This is a genomic window from Acinetobacter indicus, from assembly GCF_009914475.1.
GTDB lineage: Bacteria > Pseudomonadota > Gammaproteobacteria > Pseudomonadales > Moraxellaceae > Acinetobacter > Acinetobacter indicus.
In genome coordinates this window covers 768,361-792,518 of the sequence record NZ_CP045198.1, presented here as the reverse complement: position 1 = coordinate 792,518, position 24,158 = coordinate 768,361, and the positions used below count along the sequence as shown (strand labels likewise).

Annotated in this window: 26 protein-coding genes; 3 read left to right on the top strand and 23 right to left on the bottom strand. The window is 46.9% G+C overall.

Annotated elements, in window-relative coordinates; all coding sequences use genetic code 11:
* Positions 1 to 29 precede the first annotated feature (29 nt).
* The 19 genes from GA693_RS04285 to GA693_RS04195 all read right to left on the bottom strand — a co-directional run bounded on the left by GA693_RS04285 (position 30) and on the right by GA693_RS04195 (position 14,989).
* On the bottom strand, positions 30 to 626 hold the full coding sequence (locus GA693_RS04285; RefSeq protein ID WP_045795751.1) for a 6-pyruvoyl trahydropterin synthase family protein: 597 nt from the start codon (positions 624 to 626) through the stop codon (positions 30 to 32).
* A 147-nt stretch (positions 627 to 773) separates the two neighbouring features.
* Entirely contained in the window at positions 774 to 1,733 is a 960-nt protein-coding gene (gspK, locus tag GA693_RS04280) for a type II secretion system minor pseudopilin GspK (protein WP_171296439.1), read from the bottom strand.
* Between the two features lie 20 nt (positions 1,734 to 1,753).
* Positions 1,754 to 2,389 carry a type II secretion system minor pseudopilin GspJ gene (gene gspJ, locus GA693_RS04275; protein ID WP_160241358.1) on the bottom strand — a complete coding sequence of 212 codons (636 nt, stop codon included), beginning with the start codon at positions 2,387 to 2,389 and terminating at the stop codon, positions 1,754 to 1,756.
* Complete coding sequence (locus GA693_RS04270) at positions 2,386 to 2,730, bottom strand: type II secretion system protein (RefSeq protein ID WP_252725315.1); 345 nt, start codon at positions 2,728 to 2,730, stop codon at positions 2,386 to 2,388. Before GA693_RS04270 ends, gspJ begins: the two co-directional genes overlap by 4 nt.
* 142 nt (positions 2,731 to 2,872) lie before the next feature.
* Positions 2,873 to 3,445, bottom strand: a complete 573-nt coding sequence (locus GA693_RS04265; protein WP_160241360.1) for a prepilin-type N-terminal cleavage/methylation domain-containing protein — start codon at positions 3,443 to 3,445, stop codon at positions 2,873 to 2,875.
* A 5-nt stretch (positions 3,446 to 3,450) separates the two neighbouring features.
* Positions 3,451 to 4,065: a TetR/AcrR family transcriptional regulator gene (locus GA693_RS04260; protein WP_075166784.1), complete on the bottom strand. Its 615-nt coding sequence runs from the start codon at positions 4,063 to 4,065 to the stop codon at positions 3,451 to 3,453.
* Positions 4,066 to 4,125: 60 nt separating this feature from the next.
* The gene (locus GA693_RS04255; protein WP_005177502.1) at positions 4,126 to 4,899 is read right to left on the bottom strand and encodes a TatD family hydrolase; all 774 of its coding nucleotides are present in this window, start codon (positions 4,897 to 4,899) and stop codon (positions 4,126 to 4,128) included.
* A gap of 29 nt (positions 4,900 to 4,928) precedes the next feature.
* The gene (locus GA693_RS04250; RefSeq protein ID WP_005177501.1) at positions 4,929 to 5,270 is read right to left on the bottom strand and encodes a PilZ domain-containing protein; all 342 of its coding nucleotides are present in this window, start codon (positions 5,268 to 5,270) and stop codon (positions 4,929 to 4,931) included.
* An 11-nt stretch (positions 5,271 to 5,281) separates the two neighbouring features.
* On the bottom strand, positions 5,282 to 6,265 hold the full coding sequence (locus GA693_RS04245) for a DNA polymerase III subunit delta' (protein ID WP_160241361.1): 984 nt from the start codon (positions 6,263 to 6,265) through the stop codon (positions 5,282 to 5,284).
* A gap of 8 nt (positions 6,266 to 6,273) precedes the next feature.
* Complete coding sequence (gene kdsB, locus GA693_RS04240; RefSeq protein ID WP_160241362.1) at positions 6,274 to 7,038, bottom strand: 3-deoxy-manno-octulosonate cytidylyltransferase; 765 nt, start codon at positions 7,036 to 7,038, stop codon at positions 6,274 to 6,276.
* The gene (gene lpxK / locus GA693_RS04235) at positions 7,035 to 8,051 is read right to left on the bottom strand and encodes a tetraacyldisaccharide 4'-kinase (RefSeq protein WP_160241363.1); all 1,017 of its coding nucleotides are present in this window, start codon (positions 8,049 to 8,051) and stop codon (positions 7,035 to 7,037) included. The genes kdsB and lpxK overlap by 4 nt, the downstream gene beginning before the upstream one ends.
* Before the next feature lie 6 nt (positions 8,052 to 8,057).
* Positions 8,058 to 9,782, bottom strand: coding sequence for a lipid A export permease/ATP-binding protein MsbA (msbA, locus tag GA693_RS04230; RefSeq protein ID WP_104488988.1), 1,725 nt, complete (start codon positions 9,780 to 9,782; stop codon positions 8,058 to 8,060).
* On the bottom strand, positions 9,782 to 10,204 hold the full coding sequence (locus GA693_RS04225; RefSeq protein WP_005177483.1) for an ExbD/TolR family protein: 423 nt from the start codon (positions 10,202 to 10,204) through the stop codon (positions 9,782 to 9,784). The genes msbA and GA693_RS04225 overlap by 1 nt, the downstream gene beginning before the upstream one ends.
* Before the next feature lie 8 nt (positions 10,205 to 10,212).
* Positions 10,213 to 10,845: a MotA/TolQ/ExbB proton channel family protein gene (locus GA693_RS04220; protein WP_005177480.1), complete on the bottom strand. Its 633-nt coding sequence runs from the start codon at positions 10,843 to 10,845 to the stop codon at positions 10,213 to 10,215.
* Positions 10,846 to 10,876: 31 nt separating this feature from the next.
* The gene (locus GA693_RS04215; protein ID WP_005177477.1) at positions 10,877 to 11,764 is read right to left on the bottom strand and encodes a ParB/RepB/Spo0J family partition protein; all 888 of its coding nucleotides are present in this window, start codon (positions 11,762 to 11,764) and stop codon (positions 10,877 to 10,879) included.
* Positions 11,761 to 12,543: a ParA family protein gene (locus tag GA693_RS04210; RefSeq protein ID WP_005177476.1), complete on the bottom strand. Its 783-nt coding sequence runs from the start codon at positions 12,541 to 12,543 to the stop codon at positions 11,761 to 11,763. Before GA693_RS04210 ends, GA693_RS04215 begins: the two co-directional genes overlap by 4 nt.
* A 24-nt stretch (positions 12,544 to 12,567) precedes the next feature.
* A complete protein-coding gene (rsmG, locus tag GA693_RS04205; protein ID WP_016658229.1) occupies positions 12,568 to 13,200 on the bottom strand; it encodes a 16S rRNA (guanine(527)-N(7))-methyltransferase RsmG in 633 nt (210 codons plus the stop codon).
* An 86-nt stretch (positions 13,201 to 13,286) separates the two neighbouring features.
* On the bottom strand, positions 13,287 to 13,976 hold the full coding sequence (gene murU / locus GA693_RS04200; RefSeq protein ID WP_160241364.1) for an N-acetylmuramate alpha-1-phosphate uridylyltransferase MurU: 690 nt from the start codon (positions 13,974 to 13,976) through the stop codon (positions 13,287 to 13,289).
* The gene (locus tag GA693_RS04195; protein ID WP_160241365.1) at positions 13,976 to 14,989 is read right to left on the bottom strand and encodes an aminoglycoside phosphotransferase family protein; all 1,014 of its coding nucleotides are present in this window, start codon (positions 14,987 to 14,989) and stop codon (positions 13,976 to 13,978) included. Before GA693_RS04195 ends, murU begins: the two co-directional genes overlap by 1 nt.
* A 120-nt stretch (positions 14,990 to 15,109) precedes the next feature.
* On the opposite strand from GA693_RS04195, the gene GA693_RS04190 reads away from it, so the two are divergent.
* On the top strand, positions 15,110 to 17,575 hold the full coding sequence (locus GA693_RS04190; RefSeq protein ID WP_160241366.1) for an LPS-assembly protein LptD: 2,466 nt from the start codon (positions 15,110 to 15,112) through the stop codon (positions 17,573 to 17,575).
* On the top strand, positions 17,575 to 18,873 hold the full coding sequence (locus GA693_RS04185) for a peptidylprolyl isomerase (RefSeq protein ID WP_016658233.1): 1,299 nt from the start codon (positions 17,575 to 17,577) through the stop codon (positions 18,871 to 18,873). Before GA693_RS04190 ends, GA693_RS04185 begins: the two co-directional genes overlap by 1 nt.
* A 132-nt stretch (positions 18,874 to 19,005) precedes the next feature.
* Here the strand turns inward: GA693_RS04185 and hfq are convergent, their stop codons facing one another.
* From hfq to tsaE, 4 genes are all read right to left on the bottom strand, one after another.
* Entirely contained in the window at positions 19,006 to 19,527 is a 522-nt protein-coding gene (hfq, locus tag GA693_RS04180; protein WP_104505486.1) for an RNA chaperone Hfq, read from the bottom strand.
* A gap of 92 nt (positions 19,528 to 19,619) precedes the next feature.
* Positions 19,620 to 20,564, bottom strand: coding sequence for a tRNA (adenosine(37)-N6)-dimethylallyltransferase MiaA (gene miaA, locus GA693_RS04175; RefSeq protein ID WP_005177459.1), 945 nt, complete (start codon positions 20,562 to 20,564; stop codon positions 19,620 to 19,622).
* A gap of 6 nt (positions 20,565 to 20,570) precedes the next feature.
* On the bottom strand, positions 20,571 to 22,553 hold the full coding sequence (gene mutL / locus GA693_RS04170) for a DNA mismatch repair endonuclease MutL (RefSeq protein ID WP_160241367.1): 1,983 nt from the start codon (positions 22,551 to 22,553) through the stop codon (positions 20,571 to 20,573).
* Complete coding sequence (gene tsaE / locus GA693_RS04165; protein ID WP_075166770.1) at positions 22,543 to 23,022, bottom strand: tRNA (adenosine(37)-N6)-threonylcarbamoyltransferase complex ATPase subunit type 1 TsaE; 480 nt, start codon at positions 23,020 to 23,022, stop codon at positions 22,543 to 22,545. The genes mutL and tsaE overlap by 11 nt, the downstream gene beginning before the upstream one ends.
* A gap of 128 nt (positions 23,023 to 23,150) precedes the next feature.
* Here tsaE and GA693_RS04160 point away from each other — a divergent pair, with 128 nt between their 5' ends.
* Complete coding sequence (locus GA693_RS04160) at positions 23,151 to 24,053, top strand: RluA family pseudouridine synthase (protein WP_160241368.1); 903 nt, start codon at positions 23,151 to 23,153, stop codon at positions 24,051 to 24,053.
* Positions 24,054 to 24,158: the final 105 nt, after the last annotated feature.

Sequence of the window (24,158 nt, the reverse complement as noted above, 5' to 3'; positions counted from 1 at the left end):
TCCTTTATATCCATGTCAGGATGTGTGTATTAGAGTTTAACCTGTAAATCTACGCTTGGGTTTTGGAATTTAATACCCTGTTTCAATTTTTCATACATCTCGGGATCTGACCATTCCGCGCGCACCTGCGCTGAAAACTCGATCTGATCCAGAGCAAGTAGTCCCATTTGTTCGTTTTCAATATCTTCTAAAAAGCTTTGCGCATAACCGGTATCGGTTTCATGCACAATTACTGAATAGACTTCAACATCACCTTCACCATTCTGGGTGATGGTTGAGGCCAGCACCTGCTGCGCCAGAAAGAAGAAAATACGGGAAAACTGCTCGGCAGATGGCGACACCGGTAAAGAGACCCAGCGCGCACTGAAGTTTTGGCAGGCCTGAATATAATCCGGATTGTCCTGTTGCCAGAAACAGATCGCATGATCGAAAGAATCAAAAATTTCTTTAATCACACCTTTTAGCAAGCCAAAATCATAGACCATTTGACCATGATCTAATTTCGTTGCCTTAAGTAACAGCTCAACTTTATAGCTATGGCCGTGTATTGAACGTTTACAGCGGTCTGAAGTGCAGTTACGCACAATATGAGCATTTTCAAACTTAAATAACTTACGAATTAACATGTGTCCCGATCAGGCCAGATTATTTGTGAATCGACTATTAATTATAAAGCAAAATTAAAGGAATAAGCATTAAATTTGCTGTTTAACTTGATAGCTAAAACCTATCTCGCTTTATGCACAGTGAAAATTGCGCTGAAAGGCTGTGTTTTAAAATGGTGCCATGCTGCGATAGGCCACATAAACCGTTTTTTTATCGCGCACCAGATCACTACTAAACTGGCGTTTGCGTTCACTCAGCATCACTTCAATTTTTGCCTTAAAGTAATTGGACTGTACCCCCAGTAAAGCACCGACCTGAGCTTTCAGGGCGGCATCGACCTGTTTAAAGGCATCCAGCTCCCACAGTTCCTGCGTATTGGCAAAATGCTCCAGATTGGCCTGACGCTGTTCCAGCACCTGCTGAATCTGGTTTACATCCAGCTTGTCATCAATACTGGCCAGCACCAAAGCCGGTGCCGTATTGATGTTGATACTGGTACTGCGGTTCGGCAAAGCACTGACATAAGGCAGTAACAGCTGATATTGACCTTCTTCAAAGCCGCGTACCTGTTTCAGTTCTTCGACACTATAAAACAGGGAATTTGAAGGTAAATAACCATTAGGTAGGCCCTGATAATAGCTACTCTCGGCACCCATCGGCCCGATGGGTAAATCATCGGCATCTTGCCAGTCAATTACCGCTTCACTGATTTGGGCAGGCAAGCCAACACGCACCAGCAGCCGTTCAAAATACAGTTTGGCATTTTCATTAACATTGCCATTGTCATTCAGCAAGGCATTTAAATTGAACTTCCCCGATTCATCACTCAACACACCCGCCACAAAACCATCATCAACAGGAAAAGCTGGCATTGGCTGGGCCCAGTTCTCTTGCAGATGATCGACCTCGGCAGCATTTTCAGCATCATCTTTGAGCAATTCAGCAAAGAAGGCTTCGGCACTTTTGGCATAGAGCAAGGACTGGTTCTGCCGCATTAAATAAGCGGTACTTTCTGCTGTATAGGCCTGACGTTTGGCAATGGTCGCCGCCAAAATGGTGGCCAATGCCACCATCATTAAAATAGTGATTAGCGCAATACCCTGTTGCTGTTTTATGTTCTGTCTCATTGCCCCATTCACTGCCTGTCTTATGATGTGGTTTTATTGTCTGATTTCAGGAAGTCAGTATTTAACAGGCTAAAAATCCATTCATATTGTACATCTTGTACGGTTAAATTTATTTTAATGCCTTTTGGCAGTTTGCGTTTTTGTTGATTATCATTTAAGTCAATACTGCTGTCTGGCCAGTTACTCAGTTCCTGCGGATTCAGCACACTAACCTGAAACTGGCTAACATTGTCCAACAATACACTGGAAACCGGCTGATCATGCCCGGACTGATGCAAATTGGCATATTTCAGACGATACAGTTTTTGTTCATCGGCCCGGTACTGATATTCAATCCGTTCAGTGGGGGCAATGCCCTGCTGCAAAGGATCGGTCACACCGGTCTTGCTAAAATTAAAACGGCCGTTTTGTAGTACCAAAGCTGGCTGAATATCATTATTGATGTTGGCCGTCAGCGGTACAATCTGAATGCTGTCACGCAAGATTTGCTGATAGGCACCCTGCAATCCTTCTAACTGCTGTTCATGCCACTGGTTACGGTCTTTGACCTTGACCAGATAATCAAATACTTTCCAGCCTAAGGCAGACAGCACCGCAAAGATGGCAATGGCCACCAGCAGCTCGACCAGAGTAAATCCGCGTTTAGCCTTAATCATTGCGCCACCCGATGATTAAAAAACACCAAATGGGTGATCCCGGCTTCTACTTGTCCGGTATCGGGGTTAAATAAGCTGACCTGCACCTCTACCCGCTGCACATTCGGGCTAATGGTGGGCTGTGCGCTTTTATCAATTTGCCAGCTTTCACCTTGCAGGGTGACCTGTTTTGATTGCGTACCCGTCAGCCAGTCCTGCTGGATTTCCATTAGAGCCTGTTCATTTAAGGCCATAAACTGCGCTTTGGTTCTTAAAATGGCATGAGAGGTGGACTGGGTATATTGCATGGCCACTTGAGTCAGCGCCATGGCCGCTGTAGCGAAAATCGCCAGTGCCACCATCACTTCTAATAAGGTAAAACCGGCAATACGCTTGAATCGGGTCTGATGCGGATATGCTCGTAATCGGTACGCGGATGTTGAACAGCTGGAAAAAAGCCGGCTCAGTTTTTGCAGATCAGGCGATAAGAAGGCTGAAAATAATCTATTCTTCATTCACGATCTTACCCAGATGATCAATTTCGATTTCAGCCCCAACCGGACGCTGCTCGAAATAAAACTGAATCCGTACCGGTTTAATTTCGCCATTACCGAGCCAGATCAGTTTCGGCGCATCGCCTTGCAGCAAGGCGGCATTCTGCGCATTCTCAAAGCCGTGTTGTAAGGGCTGAATCTGAAAGCTCACCCCATCGGGCAAACTTTGCATCTCAAATTCGGCATATTTTTGCCAGCGGGTCGCGGTTTGACTGAGCATGACGCTTGAACTGTCGGTAGCGGTGGTTGCTGGCAAATATTCCAGAACTTCATAACGAAATGGTGACACATCGGTGGCATTTTGAACATTTAGAGCCAGCACACGCGATTGATCGTCTGCTTCGCGTTGCAGCTTCTTCACATCCATCAAAAACACTTCACGTGCCTGCATGGCGCTGCGCTGGTCCACCCCGCCAATATTCATCAGCACCAGTGAGGCGGCAATGGCCATGACCACAATCACCACCATCAATTCAATGAGTGTAAAACCACGAACAGATGAGAAGTGATGCGATCTAGTCATGAGGTTTAAGCGATCTGTTCGAGATGTTGAACTTGTTTCGGCAAGGCCAGTGCCTGGTCAATATAGGCCACGCGCAAGGTGTCACGTGAACCCAGGTAACGCTGATAGAAACTGGAGTTTAGAATGGCCGCCGCGCCGTGCGTCAAGGACCAGATCGAAGCCAGATAGTCACGCACCGACATTTTGCTCTGAATTGATTCCAGATAATGCTCAGTCATGCGAATAATCAGGCGTAAGCGCTGTTTACGCACCTGATACAGCTCATTAAACAGATGGTTGATGCCCATACCGGTAGTCGACAGGCGCTCTTCAATCTGATGGAACAGTACCGTGCGCTCTGGATGATGCAAGTGATGCAGCATAAAGAAGGCCAAATGTTCAGGAAACTTTTTCTCAGCATCCTTGATCATTTCGAGCAGCATGTTCTCATTACGAATAATCAGCAACATGTACAGCTCGTCTTTACTCTGGAAATGTTTATAAAGCGTGCCTTTGGCCAGGTCTAATTCTGCAGCCAAGGCATCAAGCGTCATCCCTGCTTCGCCATTTTCTAATAGCAACTGCTCTGCCACTTGAAAAATTAAGGTTTCTCTTGCTCGAAATTGAGCCTGACGATCCATCTTCACCCTATAAACTCTCTCTTATGCACTTATCGGTCAGTTTTAAAAATTTCTAGATTTTTACTTTTGGTTCAAGAGGTTTTCAAAATTCTGCATGGTAATGAAAGCCATCTCTTCCAGTGACTTATCATATACATCACTCAGGGCTTTGGCTACATATGGGACATATTTTGGTTCATTTGATTTACCACGATATGGCATTGGCGCCAAATACGGCGAATCGGTTTCAATCAGGACACGATCTAGCGGCACCTGCTTGGCCACATCCCGTAAATCCTGGGCATTTTTAAACGACACAATACCCGAGAAAGAGACATAGTAACCGCAGTCCAGTACCGCTTTGGCGGTTTCCCAGTCTTCGGTAAAACAGTGCAAAATCCCATGGGTTGATTTTTCTGCGCGGATAATATCAACCGTATCATGCTTGGCTGAACGGGTATGTACCACCACCGGTTTTTTTACAATTTGCGAGGCATGGATATGTCGGGCAAAACAGTCTTTCTGCTCGGCAATAAAATCGGTACTGTGATAATAATCCAGTCCAGTTTCCCCCAGCGCCCAGACTTTTTCCGGTTGTGCCAGCTCGACCAGATAGTCTGTGGTGGCACGCGCCATGGTGGCCGCATCTTCACAAGGATGCACACCCACGGTATAACCGACATCTGCATGGCGTGCGGCAATTTTTGCCAGTTCGATATGGTCATCCAGATCGACCGAAATACTCATAAATTTAGATACGCCGGCTTCTCGCGCCTGCGCCAATGCCAGATCCAGATTTCCATCATACGGAGTTAAATCGAGCATGGTTAAATGACAATGCGTATCTACAAACACAGGCGTTTCCTACAACAACTTAGAACAGACTACATAGTGTAACTGTTTCGATTTGAAGACTTAAGTCCTGCCAGTAGTCTTTCTGCTTCTGCTTTGTAATACAGACCCTTTTCACCACTGAGTTGAATACCAAATCCCTGTAATTTCACCCCATTCTGTTTTTGTGAAATCCAGATTACTTTACCGGTCAGTGGAATTTTTTGTGATTGTTCCGGCAAGGTCGCCAGTACAAAGATTTCTTCGCCCATCTGCACCGGTTGCTTGGAAGGAATAAACAGTCCGCCATCGACCACATAGGGCATATAACTTAAATAGAGCGTTTCTAGATCTGGAATATTGGCCTGGATAATTCCGCCCATACGTGGCTGCATACTGTTTCCCCTTAAAGATTCATCAATTTTATACACAGCTGATCAAGAATCAGATTGCTTTGAACATTCTGCTCTGTCATCTGTTTTGATTGTTGTATATCACTATAAATATCAAATAATGCTTCCAGCGAATACTGCTCGGCCAGCGCGCTTAGTGTCAGGTCGATGTTTTTCACCGGTTGATTTAGCTTGACACAAATCAAATCTGACAACAAGTATTCAAACATCTGACCAAATTCACTAAAACTCAGCTCTTTATTCCACTTGGTCGCAATTGCCATCGGCAAATTTTTTTGACTGACCAATTTTTGCCAGTCTTGCACAAAGTCAGCGCGCTTAAAGAACCAGTCCTGCTCGGCCACCTGAATGGCTTGCAGCGGCATCTGATTGGACAGGTTCATCAGCAGCTGTTTTTGCTGCTCGCTGCTTTCCGGCAAGTGCTGGCTTAAAAAATCATGGGCCAGTTCCGGGGCAATCCGGTCGAGGGCAAAATGCTGTAAACGACTGCGAATAGTCGCGGGCAGCTTTAGGTAATGATCGGCCAGCAGGATAATCACCACCCGCTCGCCGGGTTCTTCCAGTGTTTTTAGCAAGGCATTGGCAGAGGCAATATTCAAGGCTTCTGCCGGCTCAATCACAATAACCCGCCAGCCATCTACGGTTTGTTGCACAAATGGTAATAAATCACGGATCTTCTCGATCTTAATTTTCGCGTTTTGTTTTTTATTCTCTTCATCGATCGTGATATAAACATAATTCGGATGCGTATCTGATTTTAACCATTGACAACTGCCGCACTCGCCACAGGGCAGATTGCGCTCATGACGATGCTGGCACAAAATCCAGGCCAGAAACTGCTGCGCAAAAGCTTCTTTGCCACAACCTTTTTTACCATAAAACAGCAGTCCATGGCCCAACTGGGGAAATCTGCCCGTTAGTGTATCCCAAACTGTTTGCTGCCAGGGATAAATCTGCGCAGTCACTTCATTCTGCATGGCCAGCTCTACGATTCAAAATGCGCAAGATCAAGCGTATTCAGGCGATCCAGATCTTCCTGGGTATCGACACCCGGTGGTAAATTGGCTTCAGCCACGGCAATCGCAATCCGATGTCCATTTTCCAGCACCCGCAGCTGCTCCAGACTTTCCAGACGCTCCAGCAGACCCATCTCCCAAGTCACATATTCCTGTAACAGTTTTACCCGATAGGCATACAGGCCCAAATGACGATAAGCCTGATCATGCAATTGCGGCACGGCATTTTTCGCCCCGTTACGATCATAAGGAATGGTCGCGCGGCTAAAATACAAAGCCTGATTGTGCTTGGACATCACCACTTTGACAATGCTGTCACGCTGGAACTCATCCAGTGCATGAATCGGTTCACACAGTGTCGACATCGAACAGCCAGGCTGATCGACCAAGAGCTGCGCCACCTGTTTCACCAGCTGCGCGGGCAACAAAGGTTCATCACCTTGCACATTGACAATAATGTCATCACTGGCCCAGCCTTTAATCCGCGCTACTTCACTTAAACGGTCAGTCCCAGAAGGATGATCCGCTGAAGTCAAGACCACATCCACCCCTTCAGCGCGGCAGACATCGGCAATACGCACATCATCTGTCGCCACACATAAGTCATCAAAACCTTCAACTTTTTTGGCCTGATCCACCACCCGTAAAATCATGGGACGGCCATGAATTTCAAGTAAGGGCTTACCCGGTAAGCGTGAACTGGCAAAACGTGCAGGAATAACGATGTGTTTCATAACTGTCCTTCATTCAGGGTCAAACCCAGCTGCGCTAACTGTTGATGCAAAACCTGATAACAAGCAGGTGACAATACCGCTTCAACCGGCACCACCCAGATTTCCCGGTTAAAATCAGGATACTGTTTCAGCATGGGCAAAATCTTCACCGCATCTTTTTCGGTGGTAATAATCGGTTGATGATCTTCAAACTGCAAGTCATCAATTTCATAATCATGATGATCTGGAAATTCGTGGCACTGGAATTGCTGGATGCCCATCGACTCTAAGGTGCGATAAAAACGCTGCGGAAAACCAATCCCAACCACGGCATAAAAAGCCTCTTGCGGATTAAACACCTTACCCTCTATGGCATTAAGTAAATAAGGCTCAGCCACTTCCAGATGCATATTCAGCGCTGAACTTGGCTGTGCCGCATGTTCAATCACGGTTGCTGTATTCAGGCGGCTTTTCGGCTCTCGCAAATAACCTTCAGGCAGAATTTTTTCATTGCCCAGACCGCGGTTATTGTCCAGCACAATCCATTCCAATTGGCGATTGAGCGCCAGATGTTGCAAACCATCATCACTGATAATCAGGTCCAGTTCATGTCTGGACAGCAGCAATTCAATACTCTGCTGACGATTGGCACCGACCGCCATTGGCGCACCGGTAGATTGTACAATCAGACAGGGTTCATCGCCGACCATGTCCGGCGTCGATTCAAAATCAACATAGGCCGGGAATGGGCCTTTGCCGCCATAGCCGCGGCTAATTACGCCAACACGCACATTCAGGCTATGCAGATAATTAACCAGATGAATCAGCAGCGGCGTTTTGCCGCTACCGCCTACGGTAATGTTGCCAATCACCATCACCGGCACTGGTGCGGTATAGGCTGCTTTCATCCCCGAAGCATACAGCTTCTGATTCAGCACACTGCCACCACGATATAACAGCGCCAACGGCCGTAGCACAACCAACCATTTGGCTTGCTTGTTCCAAGCGTCCTGAATGAATTGTGCAAATGACATGGCTGATTATTCCTCGAAATTGCGCTGATGCAACTGATAATAAGCACCCTGCTGGTTTAACAGTTCCTGATGGGTACCCTGTTCAATAATACGCCCTTGATCCATCACAACAATACGGTCGGCATTTTCGATGGTAGATAAACGGTGTGCAATGACAATGGTGGTACGATTCTGCATCGCTGCATCAAAGGCACGTTGAATAAAGTATTCAGATTCATTGTCTAATGCACTGGTCGCTTCATCCAGAATCAGGATCGGTGCATTTTTCAAAATAGCACGGGCAATCGCGATACGCTGACGCTGACCACCGGACAGGTTTAAACCCTGCGCACCGAGTGGTGTGTCATAGCCTTGTGGTAAGGCCATAATAAAATCATGCGCATACGCCGCTTTAGCCGCCGCGATAATCTCTTCATCCGACGCACCTTCCAGCTGACCATACGCAATATTTTCACGCACGGTACGATTAAATAGCACCACCTGCTGATTGACCATGGCAATTTGGGTACGCAGGCTATTCAGTTCAATCTGATGAATATCCAGCCCATCCAGTTTGATCCCGCCTGAAGATAATTCCTGAAAACGCACCAGCAAATTGACCAGTGAGCTTTTGCCCGCCCCTGAACGTCCGACCAGTGCCACGGTTTCACCGGCTTTAACATTCAGGCTAAAGTCATGAATGGCATGATGGCCATCGGCATAGACCAGATTGGCCTGATCAAATTCAATATTGCCTTTTAAGGCTGGAGTTAAGGTACCAGTATTTTTTTCTTCCGGCATATCCAGCAGTTCAAATACAGAATGCGCCGCCGCCATACCGCGTTGCAGTTTTTCGTTGATATCGGTTAGCGCTTTAATTGGTTTGCTCAGCATCCCGGCAGCAGTAATATAGGCCACAAATTCACCAGCTGAGGTGTCACGTAAAATTTCCGGGCGCAGTGCAATCCAGATCACAATGGAAAGTGCAATCGACATGATCAGCTGTACCACCGGACTGTTGAGCTGCTGCACAGCTACCATTTTCAGGCCGCGGCGCAAGTTTTCCAGTGAGTTCTGTTTAAAGCGTTCCTGCTCGTATTGATGACCGGCAAAACCTTTCACCACCAGATTGCCGTTAACGGTTTCCTGCACCACATGGTTCACATCACCCATGGTATCCTGCACCTGAATTGACAGCTTACGCATACGCTTGGCGGCTTTCCGGATTAACAGGCCAATCAGCGGGGCAAAAATCAGGATACAGATGGTCAAACGCCAGTTGCTATAAAACAGGTAACCAAGCAAGGCGATGGTAATTAAACCCTGTTGCAGCAAGGTACGTAAAGATTCGGTGGAGGCCGCTGTCAGTTGCTCCACGTTATACATGATTTTGGCAGTAATGTGGCCACTGGTATTGTCCAGATAATACTGCGACGGTAAGCGCAGCAATTTGGCAAATACTTCCTGGCGCACATTAAACACCAGATTACGTGAAATGACCGCGGTATAGTAGCCGCCCAGAAACAGGCCGACACCACGGAAAAACATCAGCAACACCACCAGAAAAGGAAACAGGTGGGTGAAGGTGTAGTCTTTTTCCTGAATTGCCGTAATAATTTTTTCCAGCAACTTGGCCACTGAAACTTCAGTCGCCGCATTGATGGCAAAACCCACCACAACCAGAATCGCGATTCCCCAGAAAGGTTTTAAATAACCGAGTAGACGCAGGTAGACTTTATAATCCGGATTCACTAATAGCCTCGAGTTGGTACTTTCGTACTGATGTTAATGTTGACGAAACCCAGTTGTCCCGCAACATCCATGACACGAATCACATCCTGATGAGAAGCTTTCGCGTCTGCCGCAATGATAAACATTAAATCACGTCGATCATTGGAAATTTGTTTAATTGCTGTATTTAAATCAGCAACTTCCTTGCTGGAAAGCGCCTGCCCGTTGACCGAATAATGCCCGGAAGCATCGACCACCACCTCGACTTTCTGGTCATAGGCTTTCGGTGGCACCCCTTGCGCTTCCGGCAAGGTCAGGTTCATCCGGCTAAACTGGTTAAAACTGGTGGACAGTAACAGGAACACCAGAATAAACAGCAAACAGTCAATCATCGGTGTCAGGTTAATATGAATATCTTCCACTTGCGAGCGTTTGAATTTCATAGGTCACCTTAGCCTGCTTTTTTAATGTCTTCATCAACAATCTGGGTTTGATGAAACAGCGCAGCATGAAACAATGTCGCCTGCTGTTCCAGCTCGGCCACATATTCCTGTACCAGACGCTGGAAATAACGGTAAGCAAATAAAGCCGGCACTGCAATCAGCATACCCGCTGCGGTGGTAATCAGTGCTTTGGAAATCCCCGGAATCATTAAAGTCGGATTGCTTGAACTGATATCAATCATCAGGAAAGATTCAATAATCCCCAGAACGGTCCCCAATAAGCCCAGCAACGGCGCCACAGCACTTAAAGTCCCGAGGAAATTAATATTTTTTTCCAGATAGCCAATTTCCTGAGAGGCTGTCGCTTCCATCTGCGCACGCGCAAACTGTTCAGACTGGTGTTTATTTTGCGCACCAGCCATAAAGATTCGGCCCAAAGTACTGTGCTGTAAATTTTCCGATTGCTGCAACTGCTGTAACACGCCTTGCACCGGCTGTCCGGTTTGTAATTGCAAGGCTTTCGGCACCACACCGGCACGCTTAAGACGTAAAAAACGCTCAATACTGATGGCCAGCGTAAACACAGAGCACAACAGTAACGGCAGCATCAGCCAGCCGCCTGCTTTTACCAATTCCCACATTCGATTTTCCCCAATAAATCTACAATAAAAATTAATCAGCCAAGCAGATATTTAAAATACCATCTAGTTCTTCTAAGGAGTGATAGCTGATCACCAGCTTCCCCTTACCCTGCTTGTTATGATCAATTTTGACATTGGCACTGAAACGCTCTGACAGACGTTGTGTCAGTTGCTGAATATCCGGTGCCGGTTCTGCTTTTGGTTTTTCTGTTTTTGGTGCGCTCCAGTCACGCACCAGCTGTTCGGTCTGACGGACCGACAAACTCTTTTCAATCACCAGTTCAGCCACTTTCAGCTGATCTTTGGCTTTTAAGGTCAAAATGGCGCGCGCATGGCCCATATCCAGCAGCCCTTGCTGCATCAGGTCTTTAACTTCTTCAGTTAAAGTCAACAAACGCAACAGGTTACTGACCGTAGTTCGTGCCTTACCGACGGTGTCGGCAATTTCCTGATGGCTCAGACCAAACTCGTCATGGAAGCGCTGCAAGGCCATGGCCTGATCAATCGGATTCAGATCCTGACGCTGAATATTTTCAATTAAAGCCAGTGCAATCGCCACCTGATCGGTCAGGTCACGGACAATTGCCGGAACTTCGGTGAGTCCCGCCAGCTGTGCGGCACGCCAGCGACGTTCACCAGCAATAATTTCATACGGATGCTGTTCGTCATCAATCGGACGAATCACAATCGGTTGCATGACCCCGTGTTTTTCAATCGAGGCGGCAAGTTCCTGTAAGTCCTGTTCATGGATAAAACGGCGTGGCTGATATTCACCCCGTTTTAATAAATGCACATCAATCTGTTTTAGCTGACCATGATCCAAAGACTGGGCTTCAAGTTGTAATTTTTCTTTCTGGATCGACCCAAGTAAGGCATCCAAACCACGACCTTTGGCGAGTCCGCGTTTTTTTATGGTCATGCTTTACTTCCTTTTTTCACTTTGCTTTTCTTTAACATTTCAGCTGCCAGATTCAGGTAAGCAACTGCACCCTTTGAACTTTTCTCAAAATAAATTACAGGCAAACCATGCGCCGGTGCTTCGGCCAGACGCACATTACGTGGAATCACGGTGTCATACAGCTTTTTGCCAAAATACTGTTGCAGCTCTTCAGACACATCACGGGTTAATGCATTACGCGCATCGTACATGGTTCGCAGCACACCAATAATTTCCAGCTCTGGATTTAAAGCCTGCTGAATCCGGTCGATGGTCTGGGTTAAATCGGCCAGACCTTCCAGCGCATAGTATTCACATTGCATTGGAATCATCACGCCCTGTACCGCAGCCAGCGCATTCACGGTAATTAAGCTTAAGCTTGGCGCACAATCGACAATAATGTAGTCAAAACTTTTTTCAATTTCGCCCAGTGCATCACGCAGAATAAACTCGCGCCCTTCCTGCTCGGCAATAGCCAGTTCCACACCGGACAAATCACGGTTTGCACCTAAAACCTTATAACCCACTTCCGATTTGGTAATGGCCGTTTCAATTGGCACTTCGCCCAGCAACACATCGGTAATGGAATATAGAAGGTCGTTTTTTTGGATACCAGAACCCATCGTGGCATTTCCCTGTGAATCCATATCCACAAGTAAAACGCGCTTTTTCAAAACAGCTAACGATGCTGCCAAATTTACTGCGGTTGTAGTTTTACCGACACCACCTTTCTGGTTCGCAATCGCAATAATTTGTGCCATGGTAACCCCAATCCTTAGAATGAATTAAATATGTTTTAATAAAAGTAGATGACGCTGTTCGTCCAGACGTGGAACTTTTAGCTCGATAATTTCACAGCTGAACTCATCTTTCAATGCTTCAACCTCATCGGCCGGAATCAGACCTTTCATGGAAGCAATAATACTCTGTCCATGCATAAACGGTTTTGATGCCGCCACAAAATCGGTCAGAGATGCAAAGGCACGGCTGGTGATGACATCAAACTGGCCTAACTCACGGATACTGTCTTCATTTTCGACTCGGGTTTGGACCGCCACCACGTTTTGCAGTTTCAGATCGGCAATAAACTGCTTCAAGAAACGGATTTTTTTGCCATTCGAGTCCAGCAACACGCACTGACGTTCCGGCTGACATAAGGCAATGATCATGCCCGGCATACCGCCACCGGTACCAATGTCCAGCAAACGGCCGGCAGGTAAATCGTTGAGAATACTCAGGCTGTCGAGCAAATGCTTGACCAGCATTTCTTTCGGATCACGAATTGCGGTCAAGTTATACGCTTTGTTCCATAGCACCAAAGCATCTTGATATTGGAGTAATAAATTTAAAGTCTCATCGCTGAGCTCTAAACCCAAGGCCTGACTACCCTGCTTGAGTTCCTGAAAAAACGTATGCATAAACAATGAACGTCTCGAAAAAGTTAGCTGAAAGTATACCGATTTATCTGCCAAGTCACAGCAGCGAGTGCTTAGTGAATATGCACTTAAGCGTACACACCTTGCTGAATTTGTTGATCCAGTGCATTTAATCGCTCAGGAGTGCCAACATCAACCCAGACACCCTGCAATTTGCTGGCGGCAATTTTTTCATCCTGCATGGCCTGTTTCAATAACGGCGCCAATGGACGCTTGCCACCTTCCAGGCCTTGGAACATCTGCGGATCAATCACGGCAATACCACTATAGGTCAGATTTTCACCCGATTTACCCTGATCAAAGGTATAAGCTTTTTGTTCCGATAAGGTGAAATCGCCTTGCGGATGCTGCGCCGGATTCTCCACCAGCACCAGATGCGCCAGCTGACTCTCTAGCTGTACCGACAATAATGGCGCAAAATCCATGGTGGTCCAGACATCGCCATTGACCAGAATAAAGGGCTCATTGCCGAGCAGCGGCAGCGCGTTAATAATCCCGCCTGCGGTTTCCAGACCTTCGCCTTCATGCGACCAGAGAATATTAACGCCAAACTGGCTGCCATCCCCCAAAGCCTGAGCCAGTTTTTCACCCAGCCAGGCGGTATTGATCACAATTTCGGTTACGCCAATGCGCTGCAGTTTTTCGATATGCCAAACAATCAGCGGCTTACCGCCCACTTCCAGCAAGGGTTTAGGCGTATGCAAGGTTAAAGGACGCATCCGGTTACCTAAACCGGCAGCAAGAATCATGGCTTTCATCAGGCAGCTACCTCATAACGGCCATATTTGGCTTCAAATGCCGGCATAACTTTTTCACGAATAAACTGCATAAAAGGCTGCAATTCGGCATAAGGCTGCGATTCTTCCAGTAGATACCACATCACGCGCGGCAAATCTTTTAAGTAACCCGATTTGCCATCACGCTCGAACAGGCGCACAAAAATACCCAGAATCTTGATATGACGCTGAATCGCCATCAGGTCGGCGTCTTTCTTGAACTGCTCAAAATCACGCTCCTGCTTGGCGCTTTCCGGCAGCAAATCATAAAAGGTTTTAAACCAGCGATAGACACGATCTGCATTCCACTGCACGTAGGCATCACGGGTAATTGAAATCAGATCATAGGTATCGGCGCCAATTACCGCATCCTGAAAATCAATCACCCCAAGTTCGGTTTCACCTGCAATTTTCATCAGGTTCCGGCTGTGAAAATCACGATGTACAATCACTTGTGGCTGGGCCAAAGCCGCATTGGCCAGAATAGCAAAGGTACGCTTGATTAACGCGCTCTCTTCTGCGGTTGGCTGAATCTGTAATGAGGGCAACATCCAGTCGGTGAGCAGCTCCATTTCACTGATCAGTTTTTCATAGGAATAGTCCGGGAAATGGCCTTCGCCAGCAATGGACTGCAATTGGATCAGCTGCTTAAAGCTTTGTGCATAGTAGTCATCGACAGTCTGTTCATTTAACAGGGTCGAGAGCAATACATCACCAAAATCTTCCAGTAGCAAAAAGCCCTGCTGCAGATCTTTGGCGATGATATGCGGCACGCGTACACCATGCGCATCAAAAAATTCATCAATCGTCACAAAAGGACCACAATCTTCTTTTTCTGGTGGTGCATCCATCAGCATAAATGTTTTATTATTCAATTTGATTCGTGCATAACGACGGAAGCTTGCATCGCCTGCTAAAAAATGAGTTTCAAATTGATCTGGACCGAGTACAGATGTAATCCATGTTTGTATCAATTGTTCACGTTGTGTATTCATTTGCAATAAATTCTAATACAGGCTGAGTTTTTAAAGTGCTAAGTGTAGCTACTTCTGCGCTTTTTCTCTATGATGCGACAATAATTAATTGCGATTAAGCACTCTTGGTTAATGAGACAAATGAAGCATCAGTTTAAATTTAATCCTTTAGCGACTGCGATCTTGACCCTGTTATGTGGACACGCGATGAGCAGTCATGCAGAGACCACAGAGCCCGCTTCATCCATCACCAATCAACAACTCAAACAGAGCATTCAGGATGCTTATCCGGGCCAGTCGTTTTTTGAACAGTATTATGTCGATAAAACCGCGCCGGAAGCCCAGCAGCGTTTTGGCCAAGAGCTGAGTTCAGCCTATTGTCAAGGCGCCTGGGTCACGCCAATTAGCCCGGACACCGTGGCCGTTGCTGCTGAAGAAGCCACCTCGACCGTTACCGCTGATTATGGTCACTATAATCCTAATGGGGATTCGGTTTTAGAAGGCAATGTGGTAATTGACCAGCAAGGCCGCCAGATTCGTGCCGATAAAATTACCATTGACCAGACCCAGACCTATGCCAGTGCCGAAGGCCGGGTACAAATGGCGCAAGCCGGTTTACTGGCGCAAAGCGACCAGATCAATTACAACCTGAAAACCCAGCAAGGCGATTTACACAACAGCTTCTATATTGCAGAAGAACAGCACGCACATGGCATGGCGGAAAAGATTGCCCGCACTTCAACCAATACCTTGGTATTGAACAATGCCACCTATAGCACCTGCCCGCCTGAACAGGCACCGACTTGGAAAATTCAGGCCGATGAAATCAAGCTAAATCAGGAAACCGGTCGCGGTGAAACCCGTGGCACCAAACTGTATGTAAAAGATGTGCCGGTGCTGGCAGTGCCATATTTTAACTTCCCGATTGATGACCGTCGTACTACCGGTATTTTGACCCCGAGTTTTGGCTTTACCAATGATGGTGGAGTTGAACTGGCGGTACCGGTCTACCTGAACCTGGCTCCAAACTATGATGCCACCGTGACACCACGCTATATTGGTGACCGTGGCCCGATGCTGGAAGGTGAATTCCGCTATCTGACCGAGAATTTTGGTCAGGGTCAGATCTGGGGCGGCTACCTGGCCTCTGACAATAAATACAATGATGAAGATCGTAAGGATTTTCACTTTCTGCATAACTGGCAGATTAACGAGCAGTTCAATACCAATCTGGAATATAACTACGCTTCAGATAAAGACTATTTTGCTGACTTAAACAACAACCCGAACTCCAGAACCGACCTGAACTTACGCCGCGCCTGGGAACTAAATTATCGCAATGGCATTCCGGGTTTAAGAGCGCAGCTAAAAGTTGAAGATTTCCAGACGCTGGACCCAACTATTCCAGATGAAGACCGTCCGTATGCGCGTTTACCACAGTTCTTATTGAACTATAAAACCGGGAATCCTCAAGGTTTCCAGATCGAGTTTAACCACGACACGGCTTACTTCAAGAAAGATATTAACAATCTGGAGGCCAGTACCACCGACCTGAACAGCTATGAGCCAAGTGGTACCCGTATCTATAACGATTTTAAAGTACGTTATAACTACCGCAACCCATGGTCTTTTGTGATTCCAGAAGTATCACTTCGCAACGTCAACACCTTCTTTGACAAAGACACCCAAAACGCGCTGAATCAGTTTGATTCATCTAGCGAAACCAAATCGGTGACGGTACCGCAGTTTACCCTGGACGCCGGTCTGACCTTTGAAAAAGAAGGTCGCTTCCTGCAAACCATTACCCCGCGTGCCTTCTATGCCTACGCGCCGTATCAGAAGCAGGATGGCCATCCAAATTTTGATTCAGCCACTGCTTCCATTAATTATGACCAGCTGTTTAGCCCATACCGTTTCTACGGCCATGACCGCCTGGAAGACAACAACTTCCTGTCACTCGGTTTAAGCTACAGCCTGTTTGATGAAGTAGGTTTAGAGCGGATTCGTGCCAGCCTGGGTCAAAGCTTCTTCTTTGAAGATCGCCGTGTGACCCTGGAAAATACTGAAGACAGCTTTGATACCGAAAGCCGCACCGGCCCGGTAGTGAGTCTGGCCAGCCAGTTAACCGAAAACCTGAATATTGGTGCCAATGCCGCCTGGATGTCAAACGGTGACAATGCCCAGCGCGATCTGCACCTGTTCTATACCGGTGAACAAGGCAATTTATACAATGTCGGCTATATTAACCGTCGTCATATTCCAAACCGTCAGGATCATTATGATCAGGTGGTGGCCTCGTTCATTCAACCGGTCTACAACAACTGGCGTATTCTGGGTCATGCCCAATACGATTTGGACAATAGCGTCGCCCGTGAATATTTACTCGGTGTGAACTATGAATCCTGCTGCTGGGGCATCTCGGTCTACGGCCGCTCTTATTATAATGATCTGGATGATGTCTCCGATCACAACGTCAAGCCGAAACGCGCCATCATGGCCGAATTAAACCTGAAAGGCCTCGGCAGTTTCAACAATAAACTTGCATCTTTACTTGAAAACCGTATTTTAGGGTTTAATAGAACTAATCAAACTTGGACACAACGTTAATGAAGACACCACAGTTAAAACAATTTTTTAAAGCCACTGCCTTAGCTTTATGTATTTCTTCAGCTGCACCTGCTTTTGCACAAACTGTAGATCAGGTCGTGGCCGTGGTGGATAACAGTGTCATCCTACAAAGTGATTTAGCGCAAACCGCTGCTGAAATGCAGCAACAATTACAGGCACAGAACAAAACCGTGCCACCGGCTCAATATCTACAACAACAGGCCTTAGAACAACTGATCGTGCGTCAGGCACAGCTGGAACAGGTCAAACGCTATAACATCAAGCCTGATGAAAAAGCCTTAAATGAAGCGGTGATGCGTGTGGCCCAACAAAATGGCAGCAAAAGTCTGGAAGATTTCCAGCAGAAAGTCGACCGTATTGCACCGGGGACCTATGCCTCTTTACGCAACCGTATTGCTGAAGATTTGGCAATTAACCGTCTGCGTCAGCAAGTCGTGATGTCGCGAATTAAAATTAGCGATCAGGATGTCGATAACTTCCTGAAAACCCCGCAAGGTCAGGCCGCTTTAGGCAGTCAGGCGCATGTGTTGCATGTGCGCGTATCCGGTGAAAATGCACAGGCCACCGCGGAACAGGTTAAAACTGCACTGAATAACAGCAATGACCTCAATGCCATTAACAAGCAGTTCAGCACAGCTGCCACCAAAGTTGAATCGGCTGATATGGGTTTCCGCAGCCTTTCTGAAATTCCGGCTGAACTGGCTGCACGTGTAAGTGCACTTGACGTCGGTCAGACCACTGAGCTGATTGCAGTCAATGATGGTATTCATGTGCTGAAACTGGTCGATCGTAAAGCCGGTGAACAGCGCGCGCTGGTCCCACAATATCAAACCCGTCATATTCTGATTCAGCCAACAGAAGTGGTGAGCCCAGAAAATGCCAAGCACATGATTGACAGTTTGTATAACCGCCTCAAAGCCGGTGAAGATTTTGCAGTGTTGGCCGGTACTTTCTCAACCGATACCGGTTCTGCCCGTGATGGCGGTAGCCTGGGCTGGGTTAGCCCTGGAGTGATGGTGCCTGAATTTGAACAGCAAATGAAAAGCACCCCGGTAGGTGAAATCAGCCAGCCATTTCAAACCCAGTTTGGCTGGCATATTCTACAGGTGACAGATACCCGCCAGCAGGACATGACCCGCGAATACCAGGAACGTATGGCACGCCAGATTCTAGGTGAACGTCAGTTTGATACCGAACTGGACAGCTGGTTACGTGAAATTCGCAGCAATGCCTTTGTCGATATTAAAGATCCAAACCTGGACCGTAAAAATAACTAGGTCTTAAAAAATGAAAAACCAGTGCCTGCACTGGTTTTTTTAATTCTGGCTTTTCACCTCGCCATCAATAGCAATAAAAAAACCGCTGAATTCAGCGGTTTTTTATAAGAGGACTTAAGCCATTAATATTGATTAACGGTTGTTGTCATCTTCTTGAGAATCTTCAAATTTAGAGTCGTTGTCAAAACCAGAAGCTTGACCACCGAAGCCAGCGCCTTGACCACCGAAGCCACCTTGACCGCCGAAGCCGCCGCCTTGACCGCCGAAGCCGCCGCCTTGACCACCGAAGCCGCCTTGACCACCGAAGCCACCTTGACCACCGAAGCCGCCGCCTTGACCACCGAAGCTGCCTTGACCACCAAAGCCACCACCTTGTCCGCCGCCGAAGCCACCACCTTGACCACCGAAGCCACCAGCACCTTGAGCACCAGCAGGTGCACCAGCAGGACGTGGATTACGTGCAGGTACAACTGTAGAAATCGCGTGTTTGTAAACCATTTGGCTTACTGTATTTTTTAATAGCACCACATACTGGTCAAAAGATTCGATATGACCCTGTAATTTAATACCGTTTACAAGGAAAATAGAAACTGGAATACGTTCTTTACGGAGAGAATTCAAGAACGGATCTTGTAAAGTTTGACCTTTAGACATGTTATAACTCCAAAAATAATTAAAAATCAGCGCAAAAACTATCTTTATTTTTCAATTAAAATTTATAAAAAAGACAGTTCATAAATTTTGCTTTATCCGTAACAGTTTCGCAAGTCTTCTTGAGCCTGCTTTATCGTAAAATATGTTTGAATTTTATGCGATTCCTGCAACGATCTGAGCCAAGTATATTGACGTTTTGCAAGTTGTCGTGTTGCAAATAGGGCCTTATCCTCCATTTCCTGCTTTTTATTGAGACTTTTATCACTTTTCTTTAGAAATTCTAAAGCTTGTCGGTATCCAACAGAGCGCATAGAGGGTAAATTCTCATCTAAATCGTATTTTTCAATAAGCCTCTCTACTTCATTCAAAAAACCCATTGACCACATTATTTCTAATCGTTTTTCTATACGTTGATGTAATTCTACCCGATCTGGCAGCAAGGCGTGATTATGAAAAGTGTAACGATATGGTACATTTTTGGGCTGTTCTGCTTGTAGTTTGGTAATAGGTTGACCGGTTAACTTGAACACTTCCAAGGCCCGGATAATCCGTTGCTTATCGCTGACTTTAAATTTCTGTCCGGCTAAAGCATCTACCGTGCACAATTCGGCATACACCGCTTCCCAGCCTTCACGTGCAGCCTTATCTTCAATTTCAGCGCGCACCGCATAATCTGCACTTGGCAAATTACTGGACAACCCTTCCAGCAAGGCCTTGAAATACAGCATAGTTCCGCCCACCAGAATCGGGGTTTTGCCACGCGCATGCATATCATCAATTAAAGCACAGGCATCTTCTACAAACTGCGCAGCAGAATACACCTCTAAAGGGGTAATAATATCAATCAGATGATGCGGATAACGCGCCTGCTCGGCTTTGCTTGGTTTGGCGGTGCCAATGTCCATATCCTGATACACCAAAGCGGAATCGACTGAAATCAGCTCAAAATGCCCCAGTTCATAGAGTTCACACGCCAAAGCAGTTTTACCGCTTGCAGTAGGTCCCATTAAATTGATGACCGGCAATTGATTTGACATGTACCACTACTCTCCTCGAGCAAAAAGTTTATCTAATTGAGCCAATGGAAAGGCACGCCAGGTCGGGCGGCCATGATTACATTGGCTGGCAAATTCGGTTTGTTCCATCTGGCGCAGCAAGGCGTTCATTTCAGACAGGCTCAGCATACGATGCGCACGCACGGCACCATGACAGGCCATGCCGGCCAGAATCTGGTCACGTTTTTGTAGCAGCGCTTGTGCTTCATCGGCCGGGTCCAGATCATTCAACAATTCAGGAATCAGCGCATCAAAATTGGCCTTATGCAAAATCGCCGGCACCCCACGCACAATCACCTGCTCATCACCATATTGATCCAGATCCAGCCCTAAACGTGCCAGCTGCGGTTTTAGCTCTTCAATCCGCATCGCCTGCATCCGGCTAATGCTAATCACTTTAGGAATTAGCAGCTGCTGTGAGGTCCAGAATTCCGGCTTATCCCAAGCCGATTTCATTTGCTGTAATAAAATCCGCTCATGTGCCGCGTGCATATCGACAATAATCAAGCCTTCGGTATTTTGCGCCAGAATGTAAATTCCATGTAACTGGGCGATGGCAATCCCAAGCGGATGTTCATCTACCGGAGCTGGCTGCGTCTCACCTGCGGCCGACTGTGGGCTGGACAATGCAGATTCATCCAGCTCACGTAACGGTGCCAGATAGCTTTTTAGCGCATTGTTCAGCTGCTGTGAACCGGTATAGGCATTGCTATAACCGGTATTCTGGCCACTGGCCATTTTCTGGCCTTGTGGTAGTGCATAATCCACACTTTGCGGGCGGGCATCGCTAAAATCTGTCAGTAATTCTGGTGCCGCCTGATTAGATACTGACACGATGGCTTCGGCTGCTTTATGCAGCTGGAACTGTTCCTGATAACGTGGCTGCGCCGCAAACACCGGCTCCGGGGTTTCAGTTTTCATGGCCGTGGCCAAGTCGGCACTGGCAGTTTGGAACTGTGCTAGGGTTTCTTTGCCATAATGACGCACAAACTCATGCACTTCACGCTGGTTTAAAAAGCGGATTTCATGCTTGGTTGGATGCACATTGACATCAATATTTTCAGGTTCAACTTCCAGAAACAGCAAATACGCCGCATGCTGATGACCATGCAAAATACCATCATAGGCCATGCGCAGCGCATGTGAGATGGTCTTGTCTTTAACAATCCGGCCATTTACATAGACATATTGTAAATCGGCCTGTGCCCGCGCATCGGAAGGATGGCCCAACCAGCCCGACAGACGCATGCTGATACTATCGGCATCAATCCAGTAAGCATTTTCGGTAAACTGTCGTCCCAGCAATTGCTGTACACGCTGAAAACGCAGCTCGCCGCTGTCAGCAACCGGCAGGTTCAGCTTGATGCTGTTATTATGTTCCAGCACAAAACGGATATCAAAATGCGTCAGTGCCAGACGGCGCACAATTTCTTCAATATGGCCAAATTCGGTACCCGGCTTTTTTAAAAATTTACGGCGTGCCGGCACATTAAAAAACAGATCCTGCACCCGAATATGGGTTCCTTTCGACGCAGCCACCGGCACAATCTCCTGATGATCAAAAGCCGTGCCATTCACTTCGACCTGATAGCCCACCCCTTCATCTGTCTGGCTGCTGATCAGGCTTAAACGCGATACTGCGGCAATGGACGCCAGCGCTTCACCGCGAAAACCGAGGCTGACAATGGCATGCAAGTCATCGGCAGTTTGAATTTTACTGGTGGCATGACGCATCACTGCCAAGGGCAGATCTTCAGGATGAATGCCGCGCCCATTGTCAATAATTTCAATCAGGGTACTGCCGCCCTGTTCCACCCGGATAATCAGTTCGGTCGCACCGGCATCAATCGCATTTTCTAATAATTCTTTGACCACAGAAGCCGGACGCTCAATAACTTCTCCGGCGGCAATCTGGTTGGCCAGTGCCGGATCAAGCGCGCGGATACGACGTGTACTTAAATCAGCCGACATGGGTAAAATTCTGCTCCAGAGCGTGTTGCAAAGCGGCAGAAGACGAGTTGAGAGTTGCGGTGCGGCTCAGTTCATCTTCAGACTTTAGAATATTAATAATCAGGTCCGGTGCTGGAATTTCATCCCCACCTTTTGATGGCCATTCAAATAAAAATAAGGCGTTTGCTGTATCCAGATAATCGCGGATGCCCATCAGCTCCAGTTCATAAGGGTCATTCAGGCGATACAGGTCAAAGTGGAAAATATCCTGACCATTGACCTGATACGGCTCCACCAGGGTATAGGTGGGACTTTTTACCGATCCCTGATGACCTAAGCTTTGTAACAGATAACGGGTCAGCGTGGTTTTCCCTGCGCCCAAATCCCCAATCAGATAAATCACCCCGCGCGGGAAATGCGCCGCCAAAACCTGAGCCAGATTTTGGGTCTCTTGTTCATTGTTCAGGTTCAGACAAAATGAATACTGCATAATACTCGCGACATGATTCAAAACAGCAATTATGATAGCATCGCAGCCGTTTAAAAGCCTATTCGACTGCGTCAGAATCTGTATTTTTTCACAGCATTTGTTACCTAATTTGAGATGTGCACCCGTTCATGAGCTCCACTGCCGATTTTATTCCCCCGATGATTAATGGTGTTAGCGCCAGCAAAGTTTACTTGCAGCCATCATCGGCAAGTACAGTGTATGCCTACCTGTGCCAGCAGTTTCCGCATATTTCTGCAGCTGAATGGCTGTCGCGCTTTCAGGATGGTCTGGTCTATGATGCACATGGTCAGCGTCTAAACACAGACAGTCCCTTTCAGGCACATACACACTGTTTTTACTATCGTTTTTTAGCCCATGAAGTAACAGTACCGTTTCAACACCAGATTTTATTTGAAAATGAAGATTTGCTGGTGGCAGATAAACCGCATTTTCTGACCATGAGCCCAACCGGACAATATGTGCAGCAAACCTTACTGGTGCGTTTGAAACAGCAAACTGGCAATGAACAGCTGACCCCGATTCACCGTTTAGACCGGGAAACTGCCGGCGTGGTGCTATTTTCCAAACAGCCGGCCAGTCGTGGTCTTTATCAGCAAATGTTTGCCGAACGTCAGGTCCGCAAGACCTATCATGCGATTGCACCTTTTCGTGCCGATTTAAGTTTTCCTTGCACCACCCGTTACCGCATGGAAAAAGGTCAGCCGTTTTATACCATGCAGGTGGTGGATGGAGTACCCAACAGCGAAACCGATATTGAGCTGTTAGCGCATAACGGTCATTTGGCAAAGTATTTGCTTAAACCTGTCACCGGTAAGCAGCATCAATTGCGGGTGCATTTAAATCAGCTTGGAATTGCTATTTTAAACGATCCATTTTATCCGCAGGTGCAGCATAAAAGGGAAGATGATTTTTCTGCGCCTTTACAGCTTCTGGCCAAAGATATTTGCTTTCAGGACCCAATCAGCAAAGCAGCAATGGCGTTTAGCTCCCAATTTGACCTGACACTGTAATCTAATTGTCATTACATTTATTTCAATTTTTCCTGTGTATGAATATTGAAATTACAAATGGTTAGATTAAAATGTGTCTACACAGTTAAGTGCACTTAAATTAAT